The sequence below is a fragment of the Kitasatospora sp. NPDC057595 genome (genome assembly GCF_042800875.1).
In the GTDB taxonomy this organism is placed as follows: domain Bacteria; phylum Actinomycetota; class Actinomycetes; order Streptomycetales; family Streptomycetaceae; genus Kitasatospora.
Map to the genome: position 1 here is coordinate 310,431 of NZ_JBHVGL010000001.1, position 25,768 is coordinate 336,198.

Consider the following 25,768-nt stretch of genomic DNA (forward strand, 5'->3'; position numbering starts at 1 on the left):
CACCGTGGAACAGCAGCCGGCCAGCGCCCAGTACGTCCTCACGCTGTCCTGCCCGGACAAGCAGGGCATCGTGCACGCGGTCTCCAGCTACCTCTTCATGACCGGGTGCAACATCATCGACAGCCAGCAGTTCGGTGACGGGGACAGCGGTCTGTTCTTCATGCGGGTGCACTTCTCCGCCGCCGAGCCGGTGACCGTCGACAAGCTGCGGGCGAGCTTCGCCGCGATCGGCGCCTCGTTCGGGATGGACTGGCAGATCCACCCGAGCGAGGAGAAGCTGCGGATCGTCCTCCTGGTGAGCAAGTTCGGGCACTGCCTGAACGACCTGCTGTTCCGCACCCGGATCGGCGCGCTGCCGGTCGAGATCGCCGCGGTGGTCTCCAACCACACCGACTTCCGCGACCTCACCGAGGGCTACGGCATCCCGTTCCACCACATCCCGGTGACCCGGGAGACCAAGGCCGAGGCCGAGCAGCAGCTGCTGGACCTGGTCGCCAAGCAGAACGTCGAGCTCGTCGTGCTGGCCCGCTACATGCAGGTGCTGTCGGACCGGCTGTGCACCGAGCTCTCCGGCAAGGTGATCAACATCCACCACTCCTTCCTGCCGAGCTTCAAGGGCGCCAAGCCGTACCACCAGGCGCACGTCCGGGGCGTGAAGCTGATCGGCGCCACCGCGCACTACGTCACCGCCGACCTGGACGAGGGCCCGATCATCGAGCAGGAGGTGGCCCGGGTGACCCACGACATCACCCCGGACCAGCTGGTCGCGCTCGGCCGGGACGTCGAGTGCCAGGCGCTGGCCCGCGCGGTGAAGTGGCACAGCGAGCACCGGGTGCTGCTGAACGGCACCCGGACGGTCGTCTTCGCCTGAGCGAGCAGGCTTCGGGCCGGGACCCTAGGGCCGGGAGAGCAGCGGCGTCGCGCGCAGCACCTCGCGGATCGCGGCCCGGTCGCCGTGCTCGCCGACCGGCAGCCGGTCCGGGTCGCGGTGCGCGGCGGCCAGCTGGCAGAACTCCAGTCCGTCCAGCACCATCACGGCCACCGGTTCGCCGACCGGCGGGCCCGCCTCCGGACCGTCCAGCGGTATCAGCCACTCCCCGGCGGCCGGGCCGTCGATCACCAGCCGGACCCGGCGGCCGGTCCGGGCCCCGTCCGCGCGCCCGGGGCCGCCGTCCGGCGCGCCGACCGCCGCTCCGGTGAGCTCGGGGTGCGCCGCCCGCTGTCCGGCCAGCGCCGGCGGCAGCATCCGCACGGCCAGGTCGATCATCTGCCGCAGGTGCCGCGGGGCCGGCGGGTCGTACGGGTAGGCGACCGCGCGGGCGACGTCCTCGCCGTGCACGTAGCACTCGAAGGCCCGGTCGACGAAGGCGTCCCGGAGCGGGACGGTCGCGAAGCCGAAGTCCACCGGGGTGTTGCCCTGCGGGGCGAGCGCGGCCGAGCGGACCAGTTGGTGGCAGTGCCGGCGCCACCGGGCGCGGATCCGCTGCGGCGGCTGGCCGGCCTGTTCGGCGGTGAGCCGGGCGGTGCGCTCGGCGATCCGGGCCCAGGGCCGGCCGGCCTGCTGCGGAACCCGGGGCACCGATGGGAGGACGGCCTCCTGCGGCGGGACCCGGCGCTCGGCCACCGGCCCGGTGCCGGACGCGGCGGTGCCGACGGGACCGGTGCCGGACGGGACGGGGTCGGGCAGCCCGAGGGCGACGGCCAGGTAGCCGTCCACGGCGGCGAGGTGGCAGAGCACCTCGGCCGGGCGCAGGTACTCGGTGCCGCCGTGCCAGGGCAGTTCGGCGACCTCCTGCCACTCCTCCGGGCCGAGGTCGCGCAGCAGCGCGTCGAACTTGGCGGTCTCGGCCGCGTACGGCATGCCCCAGGCGGGGACCGGCAGATCGGCCGGGCGGCGGGCCAGGCACCAGTCGAGCACCTGCTTGCGCAGTGCGGCGGGCTGGTCCAGCGGCTCCTCGACGGAGAGCCAGCCGGCCGCCTCGCGCAGTCGCTCGGCCTGCTCGGCGCACTCCGGGCAGCCGGCCAGGTGGGCTTCGACCTCGGCGCCCTCGCGGGGCTGGACGGCGCCCAGCGCCCAGGCGCCGAGCAGCGAGCGCAGGGCCTCGTGCTGCTCGTCGGTGATCGTCACGTCCCCCCGCCCTCCTTCCACCGCGCGCTCCCGTCCGCTCGTTCCGTGGCCGACGGGTCCGCGCCGTCCGGGCCGGCTCGTTGCGCGTCGGCTCGTCCCGGGTCGGCCGGGGCGGGGCCCCGGTGCCGGGCGCGCTCCTGCTCCAACTCGGTGGCGAGCAGTTCCAGTCCCTGTCGCATCCGCTGCTTGGCGGCCTGCTCGCTGATCCCCAGCCGGCGGGCCGTCTCCTGGTAGGTGCGGCCGTCGTAGTAGGACTCCGTGATGGTCTCACGCAGCGGTTGCGGCAGGGCGGCGACCGCGTACTGGACCCGGGCGGCGGCGGCCACCGCGCGGATCTCGTCGTGGAACCCGTCCTGCGCGTCGTCGCCCGCGAAACCCGCCTCCGCGGCGCGGCGCGCCCGCAGCCGGTCCACCGCGCGGCGGTGGGTCAGCGCGCCGAGCCAGGCGCGGAGCGAGCCGCGGGCCGGGTCGAAGGCCTCGGGGTGCTCCCAGACGTGGGCGAATATCTCCCGGGTGAGTTGCGCCGCCGCGGTCTGGTCGGCCAGTATCCGCCCGGCCAACCCGTGGACCATCGGCGCGAGTTGGTCGTACAGCTCGCCGAGGGCAGTCTCTTCGCCGCGGGCCAGGCGCCGCTGCAGCTGCTCGTCCCGGCGCGGGGCGCCGTCGGTGGTGGCCACCGGTCACCACCCCTCCTGCCGGACCGACCGCTGACGGTCCCACGGTAACCCGCGCGGTTCGGGCGGCGCGCGGATTCGGCGGAGAACGGAGGCCGGGGCTTCGGATCGTCAGATCGTGGGATCTGCCGTCGATCCTGCGGTTGAGCTGTTCGAAGGGGGCTGGACATATGTCGCACGGGTGGTTCGCGAGTGGCGGGTGCGGCGGGAGGGGCGGACGGCGGTAGGTTCGCCTCTGCGTCGTGGGCCGGGCGGTCCGGGCCGGTCGGCTCGGGCCGGGCGATCGCCGGTCCGGGGCTCGCCAGAGTGAGCGGGACAGTATGCCCTGCCCCGTCCCCCGATCGCTGGAATATGCCCGAAGCGCTTGCTGCGGTCCGCCGGCCGACTCATCCTGAGGCGTATTCGTGTCGCGGCCGGTGCGGCGGCGGACGAGGTGGCGCGGGCGCGCCGCGGCGGGTGCGGCGTGCGGTCACCCCGCCGGGCGGCGGCCCGACGGACGGCCGGCCCGGTGCGCGCCCTGGCCGGGCGGGCGACCAGGGCCCGGCCGAGACGGTGGCCGAACTGCGAGTGCGGGTGGTGGAGCGGTGCAGGTTCTTCAGGTACAGCTTGCGGTGCAGGCGGACCCCGCCGAGGTCGGCCGGGCCCGTCGGTGGGTCCGCTCGCGGCTGCTCAACCACGGGGTGGACCCGGACGCTCCGATCGCCGAGACGGTGGTCCTGGTGGTCTCCGAACTGGTCACCAACGCCGTGGTGCACACCGGTTGTCCGGCCGTGCTGCGGCTCTGCTTCCCGCTGGGCGACCTCCCCGGCGCCGTACCGGACGCCGCCCCGGGCACGGCCGGACGCGACGGGGTGCGCGAGTCGGCGACGGTCGGTCCGCTGCGGGTCGAGGTCGCCGACGCCAGCCAGGTCGCCCCCGCCCCCCGGCACGCCGGGGCGGACGTCGACGCCACCAACGGGCGCGGCCTGGAACTGGTCGAGCTGCTCTGCGACCGCTGGGGCTGGTACCCCGACGGCACGGGCAAGCGGGTCTGGTGCGAGATCAGCCCGGACGCCCGGCCCGCGGATCCGCTCACCGCCGTCGACTGGGCGGCGCTGGCGCAGCCCTGACGGGCCCCGCCCGCGCGGCTCTGACGTCCCATGGGCCCCGGGGCCGAAAGCTGACGCAACCATTCCGAATTTCGGACAAACCATTGACGTGACGTATCCGACTGATCACGCTTGGGTGCAGCTCTCCGTCGCGAGGGGACGCCGAGGGAACACCCGAACGCCACTGCGGTGCTGCTGTCCAGGGGGACCACGTCAGCAAGGGGGGCCGCGGGTCGGCCGTACGTTGGCTCCTTGGCGAGTGCGGAGGGCGTGGCACGGGTTCAGGGCCCGTGTGCCGAGGTTGGATGGCGGCCGGCCGTGCCGTGCTCGGGGTGCGTGCGGCCCGCCGCCATCCGATCCGCCCGCCGCGGGTGGTCCTTTTCGGCCACCCGGCCCGCGCGCCGAACCTCGGATTCCGGCCGGGCCGGTTCCCGCCCCCGGTTGGCCCGATTCCGGCGGAAGTCGGCAGTCCCGCCCCTCGTGGTCCGTCCGCGCGGTCGGGAGACTCTGCCGGGTGAACGAGACCGACGCCCCCACCGGACGCCCAACACCCACCGGACGCCCAACACCCGCCGGACCGTCAGCGTCCGCCGGACCCTCAGCGCCCACGCCCGTCCGCGCGCCCCGGGTGCACTACGCCTGGGTGGTGGCCGGCGTCGCCCTGCTGGTGCTGCTCGGCTCGGCCGGATTCCGTTCCACGCCCAGCCTGATGATGGACGCGCTGCACACCGAGTTCGGCTGGTCGATGGGCACGATATCCGCCGCCACCTCGGTCAACCTCACCCTCTACGGCCTCACCGCGCCGTTCGCCGCCGCGCTGATGGACCGGTTCGGCGTGCGACTGGTGGTGGTCTGCGCGCTGCTGACGATCTCGGTCGGCGCCGGACTCACCATGCTGATGCGCCAGCCCTGGCAGCTGATGCTCTGTTGGGGCGTGCTGGTCGGCCTCGGCAGCGGCTCGATGGCCGGCGCGTTCGCCACCACGATCACCGGGCGCTGGTTCCGGGCCCGGCAGGGGCTGGTCACCGGCGTGCTGACGGCCGCCGGCGCGGCGGGCAACCTGGTCTTCCTCCCGCTCGGTGCCTGGCTGGTCGAACAGCACGGCTGGCGCACGGCGGTCGTGGTGGTCTCGCTGGCGGCCAGCGCGGTGGCCGTCCCGGTGCTGCTGCTGATGCGCGAACGGCCCGCCGACCTCGGCCTGCTCCCGTACGGCGCGACCGAGCCGCCGCCGGCGCCCGTCGGCGGGGACCGGGCGCTGGCCCGCTCGCTGCGGGTGCTCCGGGAGGCCGCCCGCACCCGGGCGTTCTGGCTACTGGCCGGCTCGTTCGCGATCTGCGGCGCGACCACCGCCGGACTGGTCGGCACCCACTTCATCCCGGCCGCCCACGATCACGGCATGCCGGTCACCACGGCGGCGAGCCTGCTCGCGCTGATCGGTGTGTTCGACGTGATCGGCACCGTCGCCAGCGGCTGGTTCACCGACCGCCTCGACGCCGGGCTGCTGCTGATCGTCTACTACGCGCTGCGCGGGCTCTCGCTGCTGGTGCTGCCGCAGCTGTTCGCGGGCTCGCTGGAACCGCCGATCCTGGCGTTCGTCATCTTCTACGGGCTGGACTGGGTGGCCACCGTGCCGCCGACCGTCGCGCTCTGCCGCCGCCACTTCGGGGAGGACGCGCCGATCGTCTTCGGCTGGGCGCTGGCCTGCCACCAGATCGGCGCCGCCGTGGTGGCCGGCCTGGCCGGATTCGCCCGGGACGCGCTCGGCGACTACGACCTCGCCTGGTACACGGCCGGCGGGCTCTGCGCGGTCGCGGTGCTGCTCTGCCTGGCGCTGCGGGAGCGCGGACCGGAAGGCGGGCGGGAACGGACCGCCGCCGTCGTGTCGTAAGGGGCGACTAGGCTCCGGAGTCATGACGCTGAGCTTCACCCTCGATCCCGCACTCGACCCCGCGCTGCGCGCCGAGATCACCGGCCTGTGGACGGCCGCGAGCAACGCCGGCGGGGCCGTCGGCTTCGTGCACCGGGTGACCGAGGAGGAGGTCCGGGCCGCCGGGGAGCGGCAGTTCGCCGGGACGGCACCGGCCGGACCGGACCGGCTGCTGATCGCCCGGGAGCCCGGGACCGGCCGGCTCGCCGCGATGCTGGTCTTCGAGTCGATGCGGTTCGGGCCGATGGACCACTGGCGGCTGGTGGTGAAGGTCATGGTCCACCCCGAACTCCAGGGGCGCGGGTACGGCGTCGCGCTGATGGCCGAGGCCGAGCGGATCGCCCGCGGCTGGGGCCTGGAGGGGCTGAAGCTCCAGGTGCGGGGCGGGCTCGGCCTGGAGTCGTTCTACGCCCGCAGCGGTTACGTCGAGGTCGGCCGGGTGCCGGCCACCATCCGGGTCGCGCCCGGTGACGACCGGGACGACGTCATCATGTGGCTCGACCTGCGCTGATCGCGCGGTCGCCCGGGCGCTGCCCGGTGGGACCCGTTCCCCGCCGGGGGTGTCGGGCATGCTTCACTGGGAGACCGGCCCGGTCCCCAGCGCAGTAAGGATGTGTCCCCGGTGGGCAGCAATGTCAGCAAGAAGTCGCACGCCACGCTCCGCTACACCTCGATGCGGGTCTCGATCTTCCTCGGCTGCCTGCTGATCGCGCTGCTCCTCGGGCACTTCCAGGTCATCCCGGTCTCCGGCGAGGCCGGCGTGGTCTTCCTCTTCCTGCTGGCGGCGGTCGCCTCGGCCCCGCTCAGCTACGTCCTGCTGAGCCGCCAGCGCGACGAGATGTCGGCGGAGATCTCCGGCAAGGTGGACGGCATCCGGACCCGGACCGCCTCCAAGATCGCCGCGCAGAACGCCGAGGAGGACGCCGCCGACGAGGCCGCCCGCGCGGCGGCCGCCAAGAAGGCCGCCTCCGGCCCCGCCGCCTCGGCCCCGCAGAACTGACCCGCGCCGCCGTGCCGGAGAACGCCGCACCGGGCAGCGCCGCACCGGAGAACGCCGCGCCGGACAGCGCCGCACCGGACAGTGCCGGGGCCGGGGACACCGGTGGGCCCGTGGCCGGAACCTGGCCGGCCCCGGTCCGCCGCCCCACCGGCCGGGACGTCGCCCGGCTCGCCGGGGTCTCGCAGGCCACCGTCTCGCTGGTGTTCTCCGGCTCCGAGGCCGGCCGCCGGGTCTCCGACGCCACCCGCGAGCGGGTCCGGGAGGCCGCCCGCGGTCTCGGCTACCGCCCGCAGGCGGCCGGCCGGCAACTGCGGCTGGGCCGCAGCGGCATGATCCTGCTGGCCGTGCCGAACATCCTCGGCCCGTTCTTCGGCCGGGTCCTGGAGGGCGTCCACGAGGAGGCCGGCAAGTACGGCCTGGCCGTGGTGGTCAGCTCCGGCTGGGGCAGTGCCACGCTCGCCGAGGCCGCCACCACCAGCCGCTTCGACGGCCTGCTGATCTGCTCCCCGGACGACAGCCAGCTCGGTGAGCTGCCCGCCGACACCCCCGCCGTCTTCCTGGACGCCGACCCGGGCACCGACCGGGCCCGGCCGACCATCGAGCTGGACGTGGCCGGCGGCATGCGGGCCGCGGTCGAGCACCTGGCCGCGCTCGGCCACCGCCGGCTCGGCCGGCTGCGCTCCACCCACTCCGCGTACACCTTCCGGGTCCGCCAGGCCGCCTTCGAGGAGACGGTCCGGGCGCTCGGCCTGGACGTGGTCGAACTCGGCGTCAGCCTGAACGAGGGCCACCCGGCGGCGCGCGAGGCCGCCCACCGGCTGCTCGCCCGCCCGGACCGGCCGCACGCGGTGATCTGCGACGACGACGTGGTCGCCTCCGGCGTCTACCAGGCCGCCGCCGAGCGCGGGCTGCGGGTGCCCGGCGACCTCTCGGTGATCGGCATCGACAACGTCCCGGTGGCCGCGCTGCTCGCCCCGCCGCTGACCACCGTCGACCTGCCCGGGGAGGAGCTGGGCCGGGTCGGGGTGGCGGCGCTCGCCGGGCTGCTCCGCGGTGAGCCGGTCGCGCCGGTGCCGCCGCTCGCCACCTCGCTGGTGCGGCGCTCCTCCACCGCCGCGGCGCCGGACGCCGGCTGACCGTCCGTTCGGACCGCGCCGTGGTCCGTGCGCTCGTCCGCGCCGAAGAAGTGGCTGCGCCCGTCGTCCAGACCACCCGGTCCGACGGGCACAGCCACGTTGGGGGATGCGGCGGGCGTCAGCCCGCCGGCACCGGTTCGGAGGGCAGCGACGGCGCCGCGGCCGGCTCGGCGACCGGCCGGAACCAGCGGCGGGCGCCGAACAGCAGCAGTGCGCCCAGGCCGATCCCGCCCGCCGCGCACAGCGCCACCGGGCGCAGCGAGCCCTCCGCGAGGTGGCCCGAGACGGCGTAGCCGAGCGAGTTGCCGGTCGCGAAGAGGGTGACCAGCCAGGCGAAGGCCTCGGTCACGGTGCCGGTCGGGGCCAGCTCGGCGACCAGGACGAACGCCGCCGCCAGCAGCGGGGCCAGCGCGATCCCGGAGACGAAGGCGAGCCAGGCCATCGCGACCGGTCCGGGGAGCAGGATCAGCGGCAGGTAGCTGACGGCCATGCCGAGCGCCATCAGCCAGGTGCGGGTGGCCGTCGAGCTGCGCCACGGCACCGCGCCGTAGGCGAGTGCGCCGAGCAGTCCGCCGAGCGCCGCGAGGGCCAGCAGGGTGCCGGCGCCGCCGGGCAGGCCGTCCGCCGCGTGGGCCTCGGCGTAGGCGATGAACAGCACGTTCTGCGCGCCGACCGCCCAGCCGGCGCCGGCCAGGCCGAGCAGCAGCAGGACCAGGCCCGGGGAGTGCAGCGGTCCGAGCAGGCCGGAGGAGTGCGCGCGCGGCGGGGCCTGCCAGGCCCGGGCCGGCGCGGTGGTGGCGACGACGGCCGCCCCGATCAGGCCGAGGGCCGCGGCCACCCAGAGCGCGGCGACCGCGCCGACCGTGCCCGCGATGCCGGCGACCGCGAGCGGGCCGGCGACGTAGAGGGTCTGCTGGGAGGCGGAGTCGAAGGCGTAGGCGGTGTCGAGCTGGTCCTCCTCGACGACGTCCGGCCAGAGCGAGCGCAGGCAGGGTTCGAGCGGGGGCATGGCCAGCCCGGCGATGGCGGCGCCGAGCGGGGCGGCGACCGCGGAGCCGGGGGCCAGCGCCAGCAGGGCGTAGCCACCGCCGGCGACCACCGCGGAGACCAACAGGACGCGGGGCTGCCCGGTGCGGTCCACGATCCGGCCGAGCACCGGTCCGCCGACGGCCGCCGCGATCGCGTACGCGGCGGTGGCCAGGCCGATCCGACTGTACGGCGCGTGGACCTCGCGCAGCGCGAGGGCGATCACCAGGGCGGTCATGCCGGCCGGGAGGCGGCCGAGCAGGGTGCCGAAGAGTAGGCGGCCGACGTGCGGGGCGCGGAGCAGGGCGAGGTAGCCCATGGGCGGGATCTCCGGTCGGGGCGGGCAGAGCGGGCGGGGATGCCCTCAAGTTATACGTATAACTGTCAACCGGTCAATTGGACCGTATCCAGAACTCAAACAACTACTTTGAACATCTCAAAGCTTTACTGCTAATGTGTCGGCCGTGACCACCTCAGACGCACGTTCGCCGCTCGGCCCGGGCCCGCTGCCCGGTGCCGCCCGCGCGTGTCGTCCGACTGGTGCTGTGGACAGCCCGCGCCGTTGTCGCGCCATGAGCTGTATTCAGGCGGCACGCCCCTGACCGGGGCCGGTTCCTCCCCCTCCGGCCCGCGCGCCGTGCCGCCGTCCCCCCTCTTCTCCTCATCACCAGCAACACCTCCCCCGGAGCCGCACCGTCATGTCCACAGCGCCCGAGGCGACTTCGTCGCCGTCCGTGCTCGGCAGAATCCGTAAGACCCCCTTCTGGGCCCAGATCGTCGCCGGCCTCGTGCTCGGCGTGGCCCTCGGCTACCTGGCCCGCGCGGCCGACATATCCTGGCTGGCCACCACCCTGGAGACGATCGGCCGGATCTTCGTCCAGCTGCTGAAGCTCGCCGTCCCGCCGCTGGTGTTCACCGCGATCCTGGTGAGCGTGGCGAACCTGCGGAACGTCACCAACGCGGCCCGGCTGGCCGTCCGCACCCTGCTCTGGTTCGCGATCACCTCGCTGATCGCGGTGGCCATCGGCCTCGGCCTCGGCCTGCTGACCAACCCGGGCTCGGGCACCGACCTCAAGACCGAGGGCCTCAAGGCGCCGAAGTCCACCGGCAGCTGGATCGACTTCCTGACCGGGATCTTCCCGACCAACATCGTCTCCGCGTTCACCGAGGTCGAGGTCCTGCAGATCGTCTTCCTGGCGATCGTGGCCGGCGCCGCCGTGATCAAGCTCGGCGCCAAGGCGGAGCCGGTCCTCAAGCTCAGCGAGTCGGTGCTGGAACTGGTCCAGACCGCCCTCTGGTGGGTCATCCGGCTCTCCCCGCTGGGCACCCTCGGCCTCATCGGCAAGTCCGTGGCCAAGTACGGCTGGGACCTGCTGGAGCCGTTCGCGACGCTGACCCTCGACGTCTACATCGGTTGCGCGCTGGTGCTGTTCGTCGTCTACTCGCTGCTGCTGAAGTTCGCCGCCGGCCTCAACCCGGTCAACTTCTTCAAGGGCGCCTGGCCCGCCATCCAGCTGGCCTTCGTCTCGCGCTCCTCGGTCGGCACCCTGCCGGTCACCCGGCGGGTCACCGAGCGCCTCGGGGTCCCGGGCGAGTACGCCTCGTTCGCCGTCCCGTTCGGCGCCACCACCAAGATGGACGGTTGCGCCGCGATCTACCCGTCGCTGGCCGCGATCTTCGTGGCCCAGGTGTACGGCATCGACCTCGGCATCAAGGACTACCTGCTGATCGCCTTCGTCTCGGTGATCGGCTCGGCGGCCACCGCCGGCCTCACCGGTGCGATCGTCATGCTGACGCTGACCCTCTCCACCCTGGGGCTGCCGCTGGAGGGCGTCGGTCTGCTGCTGGCCATCGACCCGATCCTCGACATGATGCGCACCGCGACCAACGTCGCCGGTCAGGCCCTGGTGCCGATCGTGGTCGCGGCCCGGGAGAAGACCCTCGACCTGGCCGCCTACAACAACCCCACGGGTGACCTCTACGACGAGGCCCCGGCCCCGGCCCCGGCCGCCGCTGTCGCGACGGCCTGACGCCCCTTCGGATCGGCAGGACGAAGGGCCCTCCTTCCCGGAAACGGGGAGGAGGGCCCTTCCGCGTGCGCGCGTCCGTGCCCGGCATGCCGCCGAGGGGGAGCCGGCACAAGGCAGGGGGCCCACCGGACGGCGGGCCCCCTTGGGTACTGCAGCTCTTGTGCTCACCGTGACGACCGGAGGCCGTCGGCGGACCCGACGGGGTCCCGAGCGATCAGACCATCATTTGAGGATGATCAGATAAGGGTGACGTTCTCCGCCTGCGGGCCCTTCGGGCCCTGGGTGACGTCGAAGCTGACCGCCTGGTTCTCCTCCAGCGAGCGGAAGCCGCTCGCGTTGATGGCGGAGTAGTGGACGAAGACGTCGGGGCCGCCGCCATCCTGGGCGATGAAGCCGAAGCCCTTCTCAGCGTTGAACCACTTGACGGTTCCCTGAGCCATGCCGTTCTCCTTGCGAGGGACGTGTCGGGGCCACACCGTGTGGCACCCGGTCCGCTGCGCTGATCGCCCTGCCTCCGGACGGGTCCGGAGTTTTTCGATATTGCTGAAAAACTACAAAAAGCCTGCGGTTACATGCTCCGCAGGCTTCAAGTACTGCAAGGGGAATCAAACTGCAACTGAGGGCAACGCTAGCATGCGGCTGCTGTGACGACCAGGGGTGACTTGCGGGCTGGACAGCGCGTGTCGTAAGGCTGTTGTGACCCGCGGCGCGGCGCGTCGCGGTGCCTCCCGGAAGGGCGGTGCGGGGCTCCCGCAGCGGCAGGCATACGCTGCGGGGAGGCGCACGAACAGCAAGGGAGCGGCGCAGTGGCAGTACCGGATGCGGAAACGCGGGAGCCCCAGGACAACACCCCGGTCCGGCCCCGGGTCGGGCATATTCAGTTCCTGAACTGCGTACCCCTCTACTGGGGCCTGGCCAGGACCGGCAATCTGCTCGATCTGGACCTCACCAAGGACACCCCGGAGAAGCTGAGCGACCAGCTGGTCGGCGGTTCCCTGGACATCGGTCCGATCACCTGCGTGGAGTACCTGCGGCACGCGGACGAACTGCTGGTGCTGCCGGACATCGCGGTGGGAAGCGACGGCCCGGTGATGTCCTGCGTGATCGTCAGCAAGCTGCCGCTGTCCGAGCTGGACGGCCGGCGGGTCGCGCTCGGCTCCACCAGCCGCACCTCGGTCCGGCTCGCCCGGCTGCTGCTGGAGGAGCGTGAGGGGGTGCGGCCGGAGTACTTCAGCTGCCCGCCCGACCTGGACGCGATGCTCGCCGAGGCCGACGCGGCCGTGCTGATCGGCGACCCGGCGCTGCGTGCCTACCTCGGGCAGGCGGCCGAGCAGGGCCTGGCCGTGCACGACCTGGGCGAGATGTGGAAGGAGTGGACCGGGCTGCCGTTCGTCTTCGCCGTCTGGGCCGCCCGCCGCGACTTCGCCGAGCGGCGCCCCGAGCTGACCGCGGCCGTCCACCGGGCCTTCCTGGAGTCCCGGGACCTGTCGCTGGTCGAGGCCCGTGAGGTGGCCGAGCAGGCGGCCCGCTGGGAGTCCTTCGACGCGGCGGTGCTGGAGCGGTACTTCAGCGAGGCGCTGGACTTCTCGCTCGGCGAGCGGCAGCTGGCCGGCGTCGCCGAGTTCGCGCGGCGGGTCGCGCACGACAGCGGCTTCGCCCCCGACGTGGCCGTCCGGCTGCTGGAGCCGGCGCCGGAGCCGGTGGCCTGAGCGGGGCCTGAACGGGTGGTGGTCGCGATCGTGATGGTTCGCGCCGCCGCCGCCCGATAGCGTCTGCACGCGAGACGGCCCCGGCGGCGGGGCGAGCGGGCGGGCGACGGGAGCGTGCGCGGGATGCAGCCACTGGGATCGGACGACCCGCGTCAGGTGGGCGCGTACCGGCTGCTGCGGCGGCTCGGGGCGGGCGGCATGGGCCGGGTCTACCTCGGCCGGACGGCGGGCGGCCGCACGGTGGCGGTCAAGGTGGTGCGCGGCGAACTCGCCGAGGACACCGAGTTCCGCGCCCGGTTCCGGCAGGAGGTGGCCGCCGCCCGCCGGGTCGGCGGGGACTGGACGGCCCCCGTCCTGGACGCCGACACCGAGGGCGCACACCCCTGGGTGGCCACCGGCTACGTCGCCGGCCCCGCGCTGGCCGCCGCCGTCCGGCAGTACGGGCCGCTGCCCGAGCCCGCCGTTCGCACCCTCGGAGCGGGCCTGGCGCAGGCGCTGGAGCACGTGCACGGACTCGGGCTGGTGCACCGCGACGTCAAGCCGTCCAACGTGCTGCTCACCCTGGACGGGCCGCGGCTGATCGACTTCGGCATCGCTCGGGCCCTCGACGCGGCCACCGGGCTCACCCAGTCCGGGTTCGTGGTGGGGTCGCCCGGCTTCATGTCGCCCGAACAGGCGAACGGCCGGCCGGCCGGGCCGCCCGGTGACGTCTTCTCGCTCGGCGCGGTGCTCGCGTACGCGGCCACCGGGGTGCACCCGTTCGGGGAGGGGGTGAGCGCCGCGGTCCTGCTGTACCGGGTGGTGCACGAGGAACCGGACCTGGCCGGGCTCGGCGGCGGGCCGCTGCGTTCGATCGTGCTCGAATGCCTGGCGAAGGACCCGGCGGCCCGGCCGACGCCGCGACGGCTGGGGGAGTGGCTGGACCCGGACGGCGCGGCCGTCGGGCGGCTGGGGCAGGGCGGCTGGCTGCCGCCGGTGCTGTCCGCGGCGGTGGGGCGCAGTGCGGTGCAGTTGCTGGACCTGGAGGCGGAGGCCGGGGCGGGGCCGGTGGAGGGGGAGTGGACGCCGACGTTCGTACCGGGCGGGGTCGGCGGGGGCGGCGAGGGCGGCGCGGCCGGTGGGGGTGCGGCGGTGGACGCGAGCGCCTCCCGGCGGCGGGGTGTGGCCGGGCTGGTGGTCGGGGCGGTGCTGCTGGCGCTCGCGGGCGGCGGGTACGGGGCGTACCAGGTGTGGGGGAAGGGCGAGCCGGGGCCGGAGCCCACCGCCACGGGGGAGGGCCCCTCGCAGCCGCCGCCGGTGCCGTCCGGGCCGAGCGCGGTGTTGCCCTCGTCGCCTTCGTCGCCCTCGTCGCCTTCGTCGTCGCGGCAGCCGTCGTCGCAGCCGCCGCAGCCGTCGTCGGCGCCCGGTACGACTGCCCCCGCCGGCACCGCGGCGCCCGGTCCGAACGCCGTACCGGAGTCGTTCCTCGGCACCTGGCGCGGGGAGATGACGACGCAGAAGGGCGTGCCAGCCGGGACCACCACGCTGGTCATCGGCCGCGCGGGGATCGGGCAGGACGCGGTCAGCAGCCGCAACGAGCTGACCGGGATCCTCTCGCTCACCTGCGAGGGCGCCTGGACGCTCACCTCGGTCGAGCCGGAGAAGCTGGTCTTCACCTCCCGGCTGGTCCGCTCCTCGCTGCCCGGGGCGTGCACCGGCGGTTCCTACGCGGAGACCCTCGCGCTGCAGAAGGACGGCACCATCCGCTTCACCTCCGCCGATCCCAGCGCCGGGAACCCGTCCGGGACGTTCCGGCGAGCGGGCTGACGCGGGGGCCGCGAAGCCCTGGCGTAGGCTGAACCGGATGCGGAAGCGGTGCCCCGGCAAGGCGTCGTCGCACCCGTCGCACCCGCCGCACATGTCGCACGTGAAGTCCCGAGAGAGAGAAGGCCGCCAGGTGTCCGAGCTCGCAGCGACCACCTTCGATGCGCCCAGCACCGACCTGCAGGCCGTCCTCGACCGGGCGGCCGGCGGTGGCCGGATCAGCCCGCAGGAGGCGCTGGAGCTCTACCGCTCCGCCCCGCTGCACGCGCTCGGCTCGGCCGCCGACGCGGTGCGCCGCCGCCGCTACGCGGGTACCGAGCACATCGCGACGTACATCATCGAGCGCAACATCAACTACACCAACGTCTGCGTGACGGCGTGCAAGTTCTGCGCCTTCTACGTGCCGCCGAAGAGCGACAAGGGCTGGTCCCGCGAGCTGGACGAGATCCTGCGCCGCTGCGCCGAGACCGTCGAGCTGGGCGGCACCCAGATCATGTTCCAGGGCGGCCACCACCCGGACTACGGCGTCGAGTACTACGAGCGCGCCTTCTCGGCGATCAAGGCGGAGTTCCCGCAGCTGGTGATCCACTCGCTGGGCGCGTCCGAGGTCGACCACATGGCGCGGATCTCCGGCGTCCCGATCGAGGAGGCGATCACCCGGATCCACCGGGCGGGCCTGGACTCCTTCGCCGGGGCCGGTGCCGAACTGCTGCCGGAGCGCCCGCGCAAGGCGATCGCGCCGCTCAAGGAGTCCGGCGAGCGCTGGCTGGAGATCATGGAGGCCGCCCACGGCCTGGGCGTGGAGTCCACCTCCACCATGCTGATGGGCACCGGCGAGACCAACGCCGAGCGGATCGAGCACCTGCGGATGATCCGCGACGTGCAGGACCGCACCGGCGGCTTCCGCGCCTTCATCCCCTACACCTACCAGCCGCAGAACAACCACCTGAAGGGCTCGACCCAGGCGACCGTCTTCGAGTACCTGCGGATGATCGCCATCGCCCGCCTGTTCCTCGACAACGTCGCCCACATCCAGGGCTCCTGGCTGACCACCGGCAAGGAGGCCGGCCAGCTGTCGCTGCACTACGGCGCGGACGACCTCGGCTCGGTCATGCTGGAGGAGAACGTGGTCTCGGCGGCGGGAGCCAAGCACCGCTCCAACCTCACCGAGCTGATCCACCTGATCCGGACCGCCGGCCGCGTCCCCGCGCAGCGCTCGACCACGTACGAGCACCTGCGGGTGCTGGACGACCCGGCCAACGACCCGGTCGACCCGCGGGTCGCCTCGCACATCGCCTCCACCGCGATCGAGGGCGGCACCGCGCACCCCGAGCTGAAGATCCTCGACAACGCCTGAGGTCCCGTCCCACCGTGCTGACCCTGCACCGGGCCGCCCTCGTGCTGCCCGACCCGGCCGATCCCGCCGCCCCGTCCTACCCGGACGGGGCGGTGCTGGTGCGTGGCGAGCTGGTCGAGGCGGTCGGCCCGTACGCCGGGCTGGCGGCGGCGCACCCGGCGGCCCGGGTCCGGGACTGGGGCGACGCGCTGCTCACGCCGGGGCTGCGCAACCCGTACGGGCACTGGCTGCTGGAGCGGGCGTACCACCCGGACCCGCGCGAAGGGGTCGGGGACGAGCCGGTGCCGGACGGGCTGGCGGGGGAGCAGGACGAGGCCCGCTGCGGGGCGAGTGCCCGGCGCGGGCTGCAGCGGATGCTCGGCTTCGGTGTGACGGCGGTGGCCGGGCCGTTCGAGCGTGCCGCGGTGCGGACGGCGGTGGCCCGGTCGGGGCTGACCGTGCTGCCGGGGGGCGGGGGCGGCGCAGAGGCGAGGGGCGCTGGGGACGGAGCCGGCGCGGGGGTGGCCGGGGACGGAGCCGGCGCGGGGGTGGCCGGGGACGGAGCCGGCGCGGGGGTGGCCGGGCCGCTGGACCCGCTGGCGGTGCTGCCGCTCGCCGGGGCCCTGTACGGGCGGGTGGCCGCCGGTGTCCGGGCGGACTTCGCGGTGTTCGCGTCCGGGGCGGAGGGCGTCGAGGGACACGGGGCCGGTCCGGTGGGTGCGGACGGGCCGACGGGCGTGGGCGGTCCGGTGGGTGCGGACGGTCCGCGGGTCGGGGGTTGCCGGGCTACGGTGCTGGCCGGCCGGCTGGTGTTCCGGCGGCGCTGAGGGCGTCGCCGCCCGGGCCCCGGTCGCACCCTACTCGTCGGTAGTCGTGCGGTTCGCCCGAGGGTCGCCCCCACTTCCTCGTACTCCCTTGCGACGGCCGGGACTTGCTTCGTGCGCCACTGAACTGCGGCTTCGTCGCGGTGGCCTGATTGTCCCTTCACCGTGACCTGAGGGCCCGCCAGCGGATAGCATCCGGCTCAGCTCAGTCCGTACCGTCCCACCTCACCTCCGCCCGTGCCCGCGGGCGACGGGGCCCCGTCCCAGGCCCCGGAAGCAAGCCAGGACAGGAACCATGCGATCCGCGACCGTCCCCCCGCAGCGATCCCCGCGGTTGGGCCGTGGCTGGTACCTCACCGCCGTGCTCAGCGCCGTGCTGGCCGTCGGGATGTGCCTGCTGGGGTGGCGCCAGGCCGAGCAGGCCGACCGGATCGGGGCCCACCCGGTGCGGGTCGAGGGCGTGGTGACGCAGCTGCCGACCGGTGGCGGCTCCTACAGCACCGTCAGCTACCAGGCGGCCGGCCAGCACCACACCGCCACCGCGCTGCCGCTGGCCGACGGCACCAAGGTGGGGGACGCCGTCTGCCTGGAGCACGCGGCCGACGAGCCGAAGGCGGTGCGGATCTGTGGCGACACCTACCCGCAGCCGGTGGGCGTCGGGCTGGCGCGGTTCAGCGTGCCGGTGGCGGTGCTGCTGTTCGCCGTCTGCATGCTGCGGATCCGGCGGCACCGGCGGGCGGTGGCCGTCCGTAGCGGGCAGAACCGGTTCGCCACCACCGTCGCCATGGCGACCGAGGCGCTGGCCGACGGGATGCCGGCGATAACGCAGGGCAAGCGCTCGCGCCGGCGGCGCCGCGCGGGCGGGCGGCGCGCCCAGCACTGAGGCGGCGGGCGGCTGCTCCGGCGGGCCCGGCAGGCCCGCGACCGTCGTCCCGGGTGTTCCCGAGGCGCCCGGCCGGGGTGCCCGGGGTGCCCGGAAGACGCCCCCTTGCCCGGATCGCCGGAGCCAGGGTGAACAATGGGGGCGTGACCCGAGCCTCTCTGGACAAGCAGCCGCACGAAGTCGCCGCCATGTTCGACGACGTCGCGGCCAAGTACGACCGCACCAACGACGTTCTCTCGCTCGGCCAGGCCCGTGCCTGGCGCCGTGCGGTGGCCGAGGCGGTGGCCGCCGGGCCGGGGGACGTCGTGCTCGACCTCGGGGCCGGGACCGGCACCTCCTCGCTGCCCTTCGCGGAGGCCGGGGCGCGGGTCGTCCCGTGCGACTTCTCGGTCGGCATGCTCGCCGAGGGCAAGCGCCGCCACCCCGAGCTGGCGCTGACCGCGGGTGACGCCACCAGGCTGCCGTTCGCCGACGACACCTTCGACTCGGTGACGATCTCCTTCGCGCTGCGCAACGTCCAGGACACCGACGAGGCGCTGAGCGAGCTGCTGCGGGTCACCAAGCCCGGCGGCAAGCTGGTCATCTGCGAGTTCTCCACGCCGACCTGGACGCCGTTCCGGACCGTCTACACCGAGTACCTGATGCGCGCGCTGCCGCCGGTCGCCACCGCGGTCAGCAGCAACCCGGACGCCTACGTCTACCTCGCCGAGTCGATCCGCGAGTGGCCCGACCAGCCGGCGCTGGCCGCCCGGCTGCAGGAGGCCGGCTGGTCCAAGGTGGCCTGGCGCAACCTGACCGGCGGGATCGTCGCCCTGCACCGGGCCTACAAGGTCTGACCGGCCCGCGTGGCCGGTTGCGCGGGCGAGTCGCGTGGCCGGCCGCGGCGCCGTGACCGGCCGCGACGCCGTCCGCAGCTCATAGACTCGTCCAAGCCCAGCCGCGCCGGCCCCCACCGGCCGGCCGACCCCCCCAGCAGGAGTGTGCCCACCGTGTCCGAGACCGCTGTTGACCTGAGCGCAGGCGTTGTGGAGAGCACCGCGGACGTCATCGTGGTCGGCGCCGGCCCGGCCGGGTCCACCACCGCCTACCACCTCGCGCAGGCCGGCCTGGACGTGCTGCTGCTGGAGAAGACCAGCTTCCCCCGGGAGAAGGTCTGCGGCGACGGCCTCACCCCGCGGGCCACCAAGCAGCTGGTGGACATGGGCATCGACGTGTCCACCGAGAACGGCTGGCTGCACAACAAGGGCCTGCGGATCATCGGCGGCGGGGTCCGGCTGGAGCTGGACTGGCCCGAGCTGTCGGCCTTCCCGGACTACGGCCTGGTCCGCAAGCGTGCCGACTTCGACGAGCTGCTCGCCCGTCAGGCCGAGAAGGCCGGGGCCCGGCTCTACGAGCGCTGCAACGTCAGTGGCCCGGTGCTGGACGAGCGGACCGGCCGGATCGTCGGGGTCACCGCCAAGCTCGGCGACGAGAAGCGCCCGGTGACCTTCCGCGCCCCGCTGGTCGTGGCCGCCGACGGCAACTCCACCCGGCTGTCGCTCGCGATGGGTCTGCACCGCCGGGAGGACCGCCCGATGGGCGTCGCCTACCGCACCTACTTCACCTCCCCGCGCCACGACGACGACTACCTGGAGTCCTGGCTGGAGCTGTGGGACACCCGCGGCGGGGAACGCAAGCTGCTGCCCGGCTACGGCTGGGTCTTCGGCATGGGCGACGGCACCTCCAACGTCGGCCTCGGCATCCTCAACTCCTCGCCGGCCTTCGGCGAGCTGGACTGGCGCGAGGTCCTGAAGGCCTGGTGCGCCAGCATGCCGGAGGAGTGGGGCTACACGCCGGAGAACATGACCGACCCGATCCGGGGGGCCGCGCTGCCGATGGCCTTCAACCGGCAGCCGCACTACACCCGCGGCCTGCTGCTGGTCGGCGACGCCGGCGGCATGGTCAACCCGTTCAACGGCGAGGGCATCGCCTACGCGATGGAATCCGGCCAGATCGCCGCCGGGGTCATCGTCCAGGCCCTCGCGCGGGTGACCGACGGCGGCCGGGAGCGCGCACTGCAGGCCTACCCGCGCATCCTCAAGGACGTCTACGGCGGCTACTACACGCTCGGCCGGGCCTTCGTGAAGCTCATCGGCAACCCGAAGGTCATGCAGCTCGCCACCCAGCGCGGGCTGACCCACCCGATGCTGATGAAGTTCGTGCTCAAGCTCCTCGCCAACCTCACCGACCCGCAGGGCGGCGACGCCATGGACCGCATCATCAACGGCCTGGCCAAGGTCGCGCCGAACGCCTGACCGGCGGGGCCGTCGGCGGTCGGGCGCTCGCTCCCGCCGGCGGTCCGGTCGGCGGTCCGGTCGGCAACCTCGGTCGGTGGCCCCGGCCGGTCCGGGCGGCGGCCGGGTCAGCGGTCCGGGTTGCGGCTGGCCGCGGAGCGCTGCTCGACGTAGGCGAGGCGGTCGGCGAACACCTGGGCGGCGTCCGGGGTGAGCGTGCGCAGCGCGACCAGCGCGGAGAAGACCACGTCGCACAGCTCGTGCTGGACGTCCTCCCAGCTGTGGGTGACTCCCTTGCGCGGGTTCTGACCGGTGGCGCCGATCACGGCGGCACTGACCTCGCCGATCTCCTCGGAGAGCTTGAGGATGCGGGCGAGCCGCTCCTCCTGCGGGGGGAGCGGGCTCTCCTCGTCGAGCCAGGCGACCAGGTGGTCGACGCTTTCCCAGATCCTGCTGTCCATGCGGTGCTGCTCCCGTACGGTGTCCGCGGCCGGTCGGGGTGGCCGGTCGGGTGGCCGGATTCGTGCGGCCGTTCGGTGGCCGTCGACGTTCTGCTCCACCGTACGGGAGTTCACCGGGTGGCTCAGCGGGCGGAGATCTTCACGTTGCGGATGTTCACCGGCAGGGTGGGGAAGCCGTCACCGGGGTTGTTCTGGTCGTCCTCACCTCCGGCGGCGATCTTCTGCAGCACGTCCAGGCCCTCGGTGACCCGGCCGAACGGGGTGTAGGCGGGGGAGAGCTTGGTGTCCTTCCAGACGAAGAAGAACTGGCTGCCATTGGTGTTGGGTCCCGCGTTGGCCATGGCGACCGTGCCGGCCGGGTAGGTGGCGCCCGCCAGGTTCTCGTCGGGGAAGGAGTAACCCGGGCCGCCGCTGCCGGTCCCGGTCGGGTCGCCGCACTGCAGGACGTAGAGCCGCTGGGTGGTCAGCCGGTGGCAGTGGCTGCGGTCGAAGTAGTCGCGCTCGGCGAGGAAGCGGAACGAGAAGGTCGTGCAGGGGGCCTTGTCGGTGAGCGCCTGGAAAGTGATCGAGCCCTGGGAGGTCTTCAGGGTCGCCTTGTACGGCTTGGCCGCCTTTCGGGCGTCGAAGACCGGGATGCCCTTGAAGTTGTCGGCCGGGACGGCCGGCGTGTAGGTGCAGGTGGTACCGGCCGCGCCGGCACCGGTCGACGGGGTGTCCGCGACGGCGGTGCCGGTGCTCGCGACGAGCGGGAGGACGGTGGCGGCGGCGAACAACGCCCAGTGCTTGCGCCTCATGTGACGGGCCTTCCGGTGGGTGGGGGACGGCTGCGTTGGCATGGCGACATCATTCACGGCGGGGTGGGGATCCGGTAGGGGGCGGGAATCCGTTGATCGCGAGTGGTCCGGTGCGCGAGGATGGCGGGCCCCGCTCCGCTCCGGGATCCGTCCGACGACGTGCGCGACTCTCGTGTGCCGGTCCGGCCCCTTCGAGGTCTCGGGCCTCGAACGCTTCGAGAGGCTTCGCCGTGCGTGCTCCGTCCTCCGCTCTGTTGCGCGATCTGCCGGTACTCCTGGTGGCGGTGGTGTGGGGATCGAGCTTCCTGGCGGTGCAGCGGGTGGCCGAACCGGGCACGGTGGTGGCGATGCTGGTGCTGCGGTTCGGTCTGGTGCTGCCCGTCCTGGGGCTGGCGGCCTGGCCCTCGCTGCGACGACTGCGGCGCGCCGAGTGGCTGGGCGGGGCCGGGCTGGGACTGGTGCTCGGTGGGATCTTCCTCCTTGAGACGTTTGGCGCGGTGCACACCTCGGCGACCAACGCGGGCCTGATCATCAGCCTCACGATCGTGTTCACCCCGCTCGCGGAGAGCGCGTTGGCCCGGACGCCGCTGCCGCGCTCCTTCCTCGCGGCGGCCGGTCTGGCGGTGGCGGGCATCGCGCTGCTCACCGGGGACGGCGGCCTGCGGGCCCCGGCCTCGGGGGACCTGCTGGTGCTCGGCGCCGCCGTCGTGCGGACGGTCAACGTGCTGGCCACCGCCCGGGCCCGGGCGATCCGGGAGAGCGACACGCTGGCCGTCACCTGGGTCCAGCTCGCGGCCGCGACGCTGGTGTTCGCGATCGTCGCACCGTTCGCCGGCCCGCTGCCCTGGACCGTCGCGTCCGCCTACGGGCCGGCCCAGTGGGGCTGGCTGCTGCATCTTTCCCTGCTCTGCACGCTGTTCGCGTTCTTCGTGCAGATGTGGGCCGTCCGCACCACCTCGCCCTCACGGGTCAGCCTGCTGCTGGGCACCGAACCGCTCTGGGCCGCGGTGTTCGGCATCACCCTGGCCGGCAACCACCTCGGGCCCTTGGCCCTGCTGGGTGGCGCCCTCGTTCTGGTCAGCACCGAGTGGGGCCGGCGGACCGCCTCGGCGCCGCGACCGGAGGCGGTGCCGGCGGAGCGGGAGCCGGCGGCGGTGTGACGGCCGGGCGCGGTGCTCACCGGCGCCGCCCCAGGGTGCGGCGGGCGTAGGCGAAGGTGACCGCGGCGAGCAGCGGACCCCAGGCGACCAGCGGCAGGTAGCAGAGGGTCATGATCACCCCGGCGAGGCCCCGCGGAGCGCCGGGACCGCTCATCGCCGAGGCCCAGCCGCCGAACAGCGCCGACATGCCGAGCACGGTCAGGACGGCTGAGCCGAGGGCCGCCGGAACGATCGCGGCCCACGGCCGGACGGCCCGTCCGCCGATCAGCGGGATCCGGCGCGGGAGCACCTCGCCCCAGGGGCGGACCAGCCCCAGAGTGAGGAAGGCCAGCAGCTCGGCCAGCCCGCTGAGCGCGAGGACGTACACGGTGCCCCAGCCCGGGACGTAGGGGTCGAAGGCCGCGGCCAGCTCCCCGCTGAAGCCGACCGGGACCCCCACCCCGAGGGCGAGCCGCCAGAGCCCGGACGGGACGGTCGTCCAGACGGTGGCGAGGGCGGCCCGCTCGGCCCAGCGCGGGGTGCCGGCGGGGCGGACGGCGCGGACGGCGCGGGTGCTGCGGGCGGTGTGAGTGGTGCGGGCGGTAGAGGTGGTACGGGCGGCGAACCCGGCGGCGGTGGGTGTGGCGGGTGCGGTGGCGGACATGATGGCGGACTCCCCTCCGGGACCGGCCGCGGCGGCCGGTCCGACGGATCAAGAGTGGCTGCCGGAGGGGGCCTTCCATCAGTGCCGATCGGGCTGTCTTGGCTGCTCGGAACGGGTGCGGAAATGTGCCGATCGGCACAGGCGGAGCGCTCCGGCGATCCGTAGGCTTCCCGACAGGAAGGAGGCGACGATGAGTCAGATGCTTTCGCTGGCCGCCCCGGTGGCGGTGCTCTGCGGGTGGTTGCTGCGCTCCCGGTTCGGGGTGGCGGCGGTGGCCGGCGCGGCCGGTGCGGTGTCGGCCGGGGCGTCGGCCGGTGTCTGGGCCGCCGGGCGGTGGACCGAAGCCGATCGCCGGCCGGCCCTGGTCGGTCTGCTCGAACTCGCCCTGCTGCTGCTCCTGGTGGTCGTGGCGCTGCGGGCCGAGGGCGGTCGGCGCGGGGCGGTGGCGGTCTGGACGGTCGGCGGCGCGGTCGCGCTCTGGCCCTCCCGGTTCCAGGCGATCGAGGGTCCGCAGGACGCGCTGACGCTCTTCGGGTTCGGCTCGGCGTTCGCGCTGCCGGCGGTCCTGGTCGGGCTCTACCTGCGCGGGCTGGACGAGGCCCGGCGCCGCTCGGTGTCCGCCGCCCGCCGCTCCCAACGGCTCGAACTCGCCCACGACCTGCACGACTTCGTCGCCCATGACGTCAGCGGGATGGTCGCCCAGGCGCAGGCCGGCATGGTGCTGGCGGCCTCCGACCCGGTGCGGGCGGCCGCCCTGTTCGAGCGGATAGAGCAGGCCGGGCTGCAGGCCCTGGCCTCGCTCGACCGGACGGTCCAACTGCTGCGCAGCGAGGACGCCGACGGTCCGGAGCGCGGTCCGCAGCCCGGCCTGGCCGAACTCACACAGCTCACCCAGCGATTCGCGGACTCGGGCGGAGTGGCGGTGCGGCTGGATGCCCCGGCGGAGGAGCCGGGAGTGCCTCGGGAGGTGGCGGCCACCGCCTACCGGGTCGTGGTGGAGGCCCTGACCAATGTGCGGCGGCACGCACCGGCCGCCCGCGTGGTCGAGGTCCGGGTGCGCCGCGAGGGGCGGCGGCTGTCGGTGCGGGTGCGGGACGACGGCGGTGCGGCGGCGCAGCCGTCCGGGCCGCGCCGGGGAGGCAGTGGGCTGGCGGGGCTGGCCGCCCGGGTGGAGGCGCTCGGCGGCACGCTCGCCGCCGGCCGGGAGGGTGGCGGCTGGCAGGTGGCGGTGACCATGCCGCTGAAGGCGCGGTGACGGGCCCGGCGGTGTGCGCCGGGGGAACGGCACGACCGGCGAGAACGGCGTGACCGGTGCGAACGGAACGAACGACGGGAACGGCAAGAACGGCGCCGGGACGGTACCGGCACAAGGACGGAGGCGTGGGCCGATGACGATCAGGGTGCTTCTCGCCGACGACGACGAGGCGATCCGCAGCGCGTACCGGATCATCCTCGACGCCCAGCCGGACATCGAGGTGGTGAACGAGGCCGCGGACGGCGAGGCGGCGGTCGCCCTGGCCCAGCGGCTGCGGCCGGACGTGATCCTTGCCGACATCCGGATGCCCCGGCTGGACGGGCTGGAGCTGACCAGGCGCCTGGGCGGGGAGTTCCGGGTGGTCGTGGTGACCACCTTCGACCTGGACGAGTATGTGCACGAGGCGATCCGTGCGGGTGCGGCGGGCTTCCTGCTCAAGCGCTCGGGACCGGCGCTGCTGGCGGAGGCGGTGCGGTCCGCCGTCGCGGGTGACGCGTTGATCAGTCCGCAGATCACCGTCCGGCTGCTCCGTCGATGGTCGGGCGGCACAGCGCAGCGGCCGGCGGCCGGTGGGAGAACGGAGCGCCCGCAGGTCGGCCCGGTCGAGGAACTCACCGCACGGGAGAAGGAGATCGCGCGGCTGGTCGCGGACGGTGCGACCAATGCGGAGATCGCGGCGGAGCTGTTCATCAGCGCCGGGACGGTGAAGAACCACCTGGCCTCGGTCCAGCGGAAGCTCGGTGCCCGGAACCGGGTGGGCATCGCCGCCTGGGCCTGGGAGAGCGGGGCCTGAGCACGGCTCGCGCGCTTGTGAACGAAGGGTCAAGCGGGCGTTCGCGGAGCCGCCACCCCTGCGGGTGAGACGCTATAACACGTCAACATGACGCCCGGAAATTTGCTCTCAGCGATGCATAGTTGATATAGGCGTGCGGCTCTGACCAGCCGCTTCGCAGATAAAAGCGACAGCTTGTGACCATTTGACTTCTTTGCGTTGACAAATATCGTCATGCTCACCTTCGCCATCATTCGCGAGGTGTCGTAGATCACAAAGATCGTCCTGAACTGCGTGTCGCAGATCACAAGCAGACGGGCATAGGATGCGCTCGTTCCAGGCTTTGTGAACTGCCTCACATGGGGTGGATCCGGGAACTGGAGCGCCGGGTTCACCCCAGTGTGACCCGTCGGTTCCGATCTGCAGTCAAGGACGACTGGACGGAGGGAGCGGGGGCTATGAATGCCTACGCGCCGATCCTCGTACTCGGTGCCATCGCGGCGGCGTTCGCGGTCGGCTCCGTCGTGATGGCCTCACTGACCGGCCCCAAGCGCTACAACCGGGCCAAGCTGGAGGCGTACGAGTGCGGCATCGAGCCGACCCCGCAGCCCGTGGGCGGCGGTCGGTTCCCGATCAAGTACTACCTGACGGCGATGCTCTTCATCGTCTTCGACATCGAGATCGTCTTCCTCTACCCGTGGGCCGTGAGCTTCGACGCCCTGGGGATCTTCGGGCTGGTCGAGATGCTCCTGTTCATCGCCACCGTCTTCGTCGCCTACGCCTACGTCTGGCGCCGCGGCGGTCTGGAGTGGGACTGACCGCTGACTTTGTGAACGTGCGGACAAG

At 73.8% G+C, this 25,768-nt stretch carries 25 protein-coding genes; 18 read left to right on the forward strand and 7 right to left on the reverse strand.

The window, feature by feature from the left end; genetic code table 11:
- Positions 1-4: 4 nt before the first annotated feature.
- A complete protein-coding gene (purU, locus tag ACFU9E_RS01360; RefSeq protein WP_380680090.1) occupies positions 5-871 on the forward strand; it encodes a formyltetrahydrofolate deformylase in 867 nt (288 codons plus the stop codon).
- Positions 872-895: 24 nt separating this feature from the next.
- On the opposite strand, the gene ACFU9E_RS01365 is transcribed toward purU, so the two are convergent.
- Complete coding sequence (locus tag ACFU9E_RS01365; RefSeq protein WP_380680087.1) at positions 896-2,128, reverse strand: zf-HC2 domain-containing protein; 1,233 nt, start codon at positions 2,126-2,128, stop codon at positions 896-898.
- The gene (locus ACFU9E_RS01370; RefSeq protein ID WP_380680084.1) at positions 2,125-2,805 is read right to left on the reverse strand and encodes a sigma-70 family RNA polymerase sigma factor; all 681 of its coding nucleotides are present in this window, start codon (positions 2,803-2,805) and stop codon (positions 2,125-2,127) included. The genes ACFU9E_RS01365 and ACFU9E_RS01370 overlap by 4 nt, the downstream gene beginning before the upstream one ends.
- Before the next feature lie 581 nt (positions 2,806-3,386).
- On the opposite strand from ACFU9E_RS01370, the gene ACFU9E_RS01375 reads away from it, so the two are divergent.
- From ACFU9E_RS01375 to ACFU9E_RS01395, 5 genes are all read left to right on the forward strand, one after another.
- The gene (locus ACFU9E_RS01375) at positions 3,387-3,911 is read left to right on the forward strand and encodes an ATP-binding protein (RefSeq protein ID WP_380680081.1); all 525 of its coding nucleotides are present in this window, start codon (positions 3,387-3,389) and stop codon (positions 3,909-3,911) included.
- A gap of 493 nt (positions 3,912-4,404) precedes the next feature.
- Complete coding sequence (locus tag ACFU9E_RS01380; RefSeq protein WP_380714696.1) at positions 4,405-5,778, forward strand: MFS transporter; 1,374 nt, start codon at positions 4,405-4,407, stop codon at positions 5,776-5,778.
- A gap of 22 nt (positions 5,779-5,800) precedes the next feature.
- Positions 5,801-6,328 (forward strand): GNAT family N-acetyltransferase, encoded by a 528-nt coding sequence (locus ACFU9E_RS01385; RefSeq protein ID WP_380680075.1) that lies wholly within the window; start codon positions 5,801-5,803, stop codon positions 6,326-6,328.
- Positions 6,329-6,439: 111 nt separating this feature from the next.
- Positions 6,440-6,817: a DUF4229 domain-containing protein gene (locus tag ACFU9E_RS01390; protein WP_380680072.1), complete on the forward strand. Its 378-nt coding sequence runs from the start codon at positions 6,440-6,442 to the stop codon at positions 6,815-6,817.
- Positions 6,818-6,828: 11 nt separating this feature from the next.
- On the forward strand, positions 6,829-7,953 hold the full coding sequence (locus ACFU9E_RS01395; protein WP_380680069.1) for a LacI family DNA-binding transcriptional regulator: 1,125 nt from the start codon (positions 6,829-6,831) through the stop codon (positions 7,951-7,953).
- Positions 7,954-8,071: 118 nt separating this feature from the next.
- On the opposite strand, the gene ACFU9E_RS01400 is transcribed toward ACFU9E_RS01395, so the two are convergent.
- A complete protein-coding gene (locus tag ACFU9E_RS01400; protein ID WP_380680066.1) occupies positions 8,072-9,298 on the reverse strand; it encodes an MFS transporter in 1,227 nt (408 codons plus the stop codon).
- 379 nt (positions 9,299-9,677) lie between these two features.
- Between ACFU9E_RS01400 and ACFU9E_RS01405 the strand changes: the two genes are divergently transcribed.
- Positions 9,678-11,009, forward strand: coding sequence for a dicarboxylate/amino acid:cation symporter (locus tag ACFU9E_RS01405; protein WP_380680063.1), 1,332 nt, complete (start codon positions 9,678-9,680; stop codon positions 11,007-11,009).
- Between the two features lie 236 nt (positions 11,010-11,245).
- On the opposite strand, the gene ACFU9E_RS01410 is transcribed toward ACFU9E_RS01405, so the two are convergent.
- A complete protein-coding gene (locus ACFU9E_RS01410) occupies positions 11,246-11,449 on the reverse strand; it encodes a cold-shock protein (protein ID WP_344337792.1) in 204 nt (67 codons plus the stop codon).
- 366 nt (positions 11,450-11,815) lie between these two features.
- On the opposite strand from ACFU9E_RS01410, the gene ACFU9E_RS01415 reads away from it, so the two are divergent.
- From ACFU9E_RS01415 to ACFU9E_RS01445, 7 genes are all read left to right on the forward strand, one after another.
- Positions 11,816-12,718 (forward strand): menaquinone biosynthetic enzyme MqnA/MqnD family protein, encoded by a 903-nt coding sequence (locus ACFU9E_RS01415; RefSeq protein WP_380680060.1) that lies wholly within the window; start codon positions 11,816-11,818, stop codon positions 12,716-12,718.
- Between the two features lie 123 nt (positions 12,719-12,841).
- Positions 12,842-14,524, forward strand: coding sequence for a serine/threonine-protein kinase (locus ACFU9E_RS01420; protein ID WP_380680057.1), 1,683 nt, complete (start codon positions 12,842-12,844; stop codon positions 14,522-14,524).
- 130 nt (positions 14,525-14,654) lie between these two features.
- Positions 14,655-15,878 (forward strand): cyclic dehypoxanthinyl futalosine synthase, encoded by a 1,224-nt coding sequence (mqnC, locus tag ACFU9E_RS01425; protein WP_380680054.1) that lies wholly within the window; start codon positions 14,655-14,657, stop codon positions 15,876-15,878.
- A 14-nt stretch (positions 15,879-15,892) separates the two neighbouring features.
- A complete protein-coding gene (locus ACFU9E_RS01430) occupies positions 15,893-16,684 on the forward strand; it encodes a hypothetical protein (RefSeq protein ID WP_380680051.1) in 792 nt (263 codons plus the stop codon).
- 292 nt (positions 16,685-16,976) lie between these two features.
- Positions 16,977-17,564, forward strand: coding sequence for a hypothetical protein (locus ACFU9E_RS01435; RefSeq protein ID WP_380680048.1), 588 nt, complete (start codon positions 16,977-16,979; stop codon positions 17,562-17,564).
- A gap of 143 nt (positions 17,565-17,707) precedes the next feature.
- A complete protein-coding gene (locus ACFU9E_RS01440; RefSeq protein ID WP_380680045.1) occupies positions 17,708-18,400 on the forward strand; it encodes a demethylmenaquinone methyltransferase in 693 nt (230 codons plus the stop codon).
- 174 nt (positions 18,401-18,574) lie between these two features.
- Complete coding sequence (locus ACFU9E_RS01445; RefSeq protein ID WP_380680099.1) at positions 18,575-19,858, forward strand: geranylgeranyl reductase family protein; 1,284 nt, start codon at positions 18,575-18,577, stop codon at positions 19,856-19,858.
- 107 nt (positions 19,859-19,965) lie between these two features.
- On the opposite strand, the gene ACFU9E_RS01450 is transcribed toward ACFU9E_RS01445, so the two are convergent.
- Positions 19,966-20,298 (reverse strand): MazG-like family protein, encoded by a 333-nt coding sequence (locus ACFU9E_RS01450; protein ID WP_380680042.1) that lies wholly within the window; start codon positions 20,296-20,298, stop codon positions 19,966-19,968.
- A gap of 122 nt (positions 20,299-20,420) precedes the next feature.
- Positions 20,421-21,092 carry a peptidylprolyl isomerase gene (locus ACFU9E_RS01455; protein WP_380680039.1) on the reverse strand — a complete coding sequence of 224 codons (672 nt, stop codon included), beginning with the start codon at positions 21,090-21,092 and terminating at the stop codon, positions 20,421-20,423.
- A 230-nt stretch (positions 21,093-21,322) separates the two neighbouring features.
- Between ACFU9E_RS01455 and ACFU9E_RS01460 the strand changes: the two genes are divergently transcribed.
- A complete protein-coding gene (locus ACFU9E_RS01460; RefSeq protein WP_380714697.1) occupies positions 21,323-22,252 on the forward strand; it encodes a DMT family transporter in 930 nt (309 codons plus the stop codon).
- 16 nt (positions 22,253-22,268) lie between these two features.
- Here ACFU9E_RS01460 and ACFU9E_RS01465 read toward each other — a convergent pair whose 3' ends face one another.
- Positions 22,269-22,895 carry a hypothetical protein gene (locus ACFU9E_RS01465; RefSeq protein ID WP_380680034.1) on the reverse strand — a complete coding sequence of 209 codons (627 nt, stop codon included), beginning with the start codon at positions 22,893-22,895 and terminating at the stop codon, positions 22,269-22,271.
- A 190-nt stretch (positions 22,896-23,085) separates the two neighbouring features.
- Between ACFU9E_RS01465 and ACFU9E_RS01470 the strand changes: the two genes are divergently transcribed.
- The 3 genes from ACFU9E_RS01470 to ACFU9E_RS01480 all read left to right on the forward strand — a co-directional run bounded on the left by ACFU9E_RS01470 (position 23,086) and on the right by ACFU9E_RS01480 (position 25,740).
- A complete protein-coding gene (locus ACFU9E_RS01470) occupies positions 23,086-24,150 on the forward strand; it encodes a sensor histidine kinase (protein WP_380680032.1) in 1,065 nt (354 codons plus the stop codon).
- 133 nt (positions 24,151-24,283) lie between these two features.
- Positions 24,284-24,943, forward strand: a complete 660-nt coding sequence (locus tag ACFU9E_RS01475; protein WP_380680030.1) for a response regulator — start codon at positions 24,284-24,286, stop codon at positions 24,941-24,943.
- 437 nt (positions 24,944-25,380) lie between these two features.
- The gene (locus ACFU9E_RS01480) at positions 25,381-25,740 is read left to right on the forward strand and encodes an NADH-quinone oxidoreductase subunit A (RefSeq protein ID WP_014137597.1); all 360 of its coding nucleotides are present in this window, start codon (positions 25,381-25,383) and stop codon (positions 25,738-25,740) included.
- Positions 25,741-25,768 lie beyond the last annotated feature (28 nt).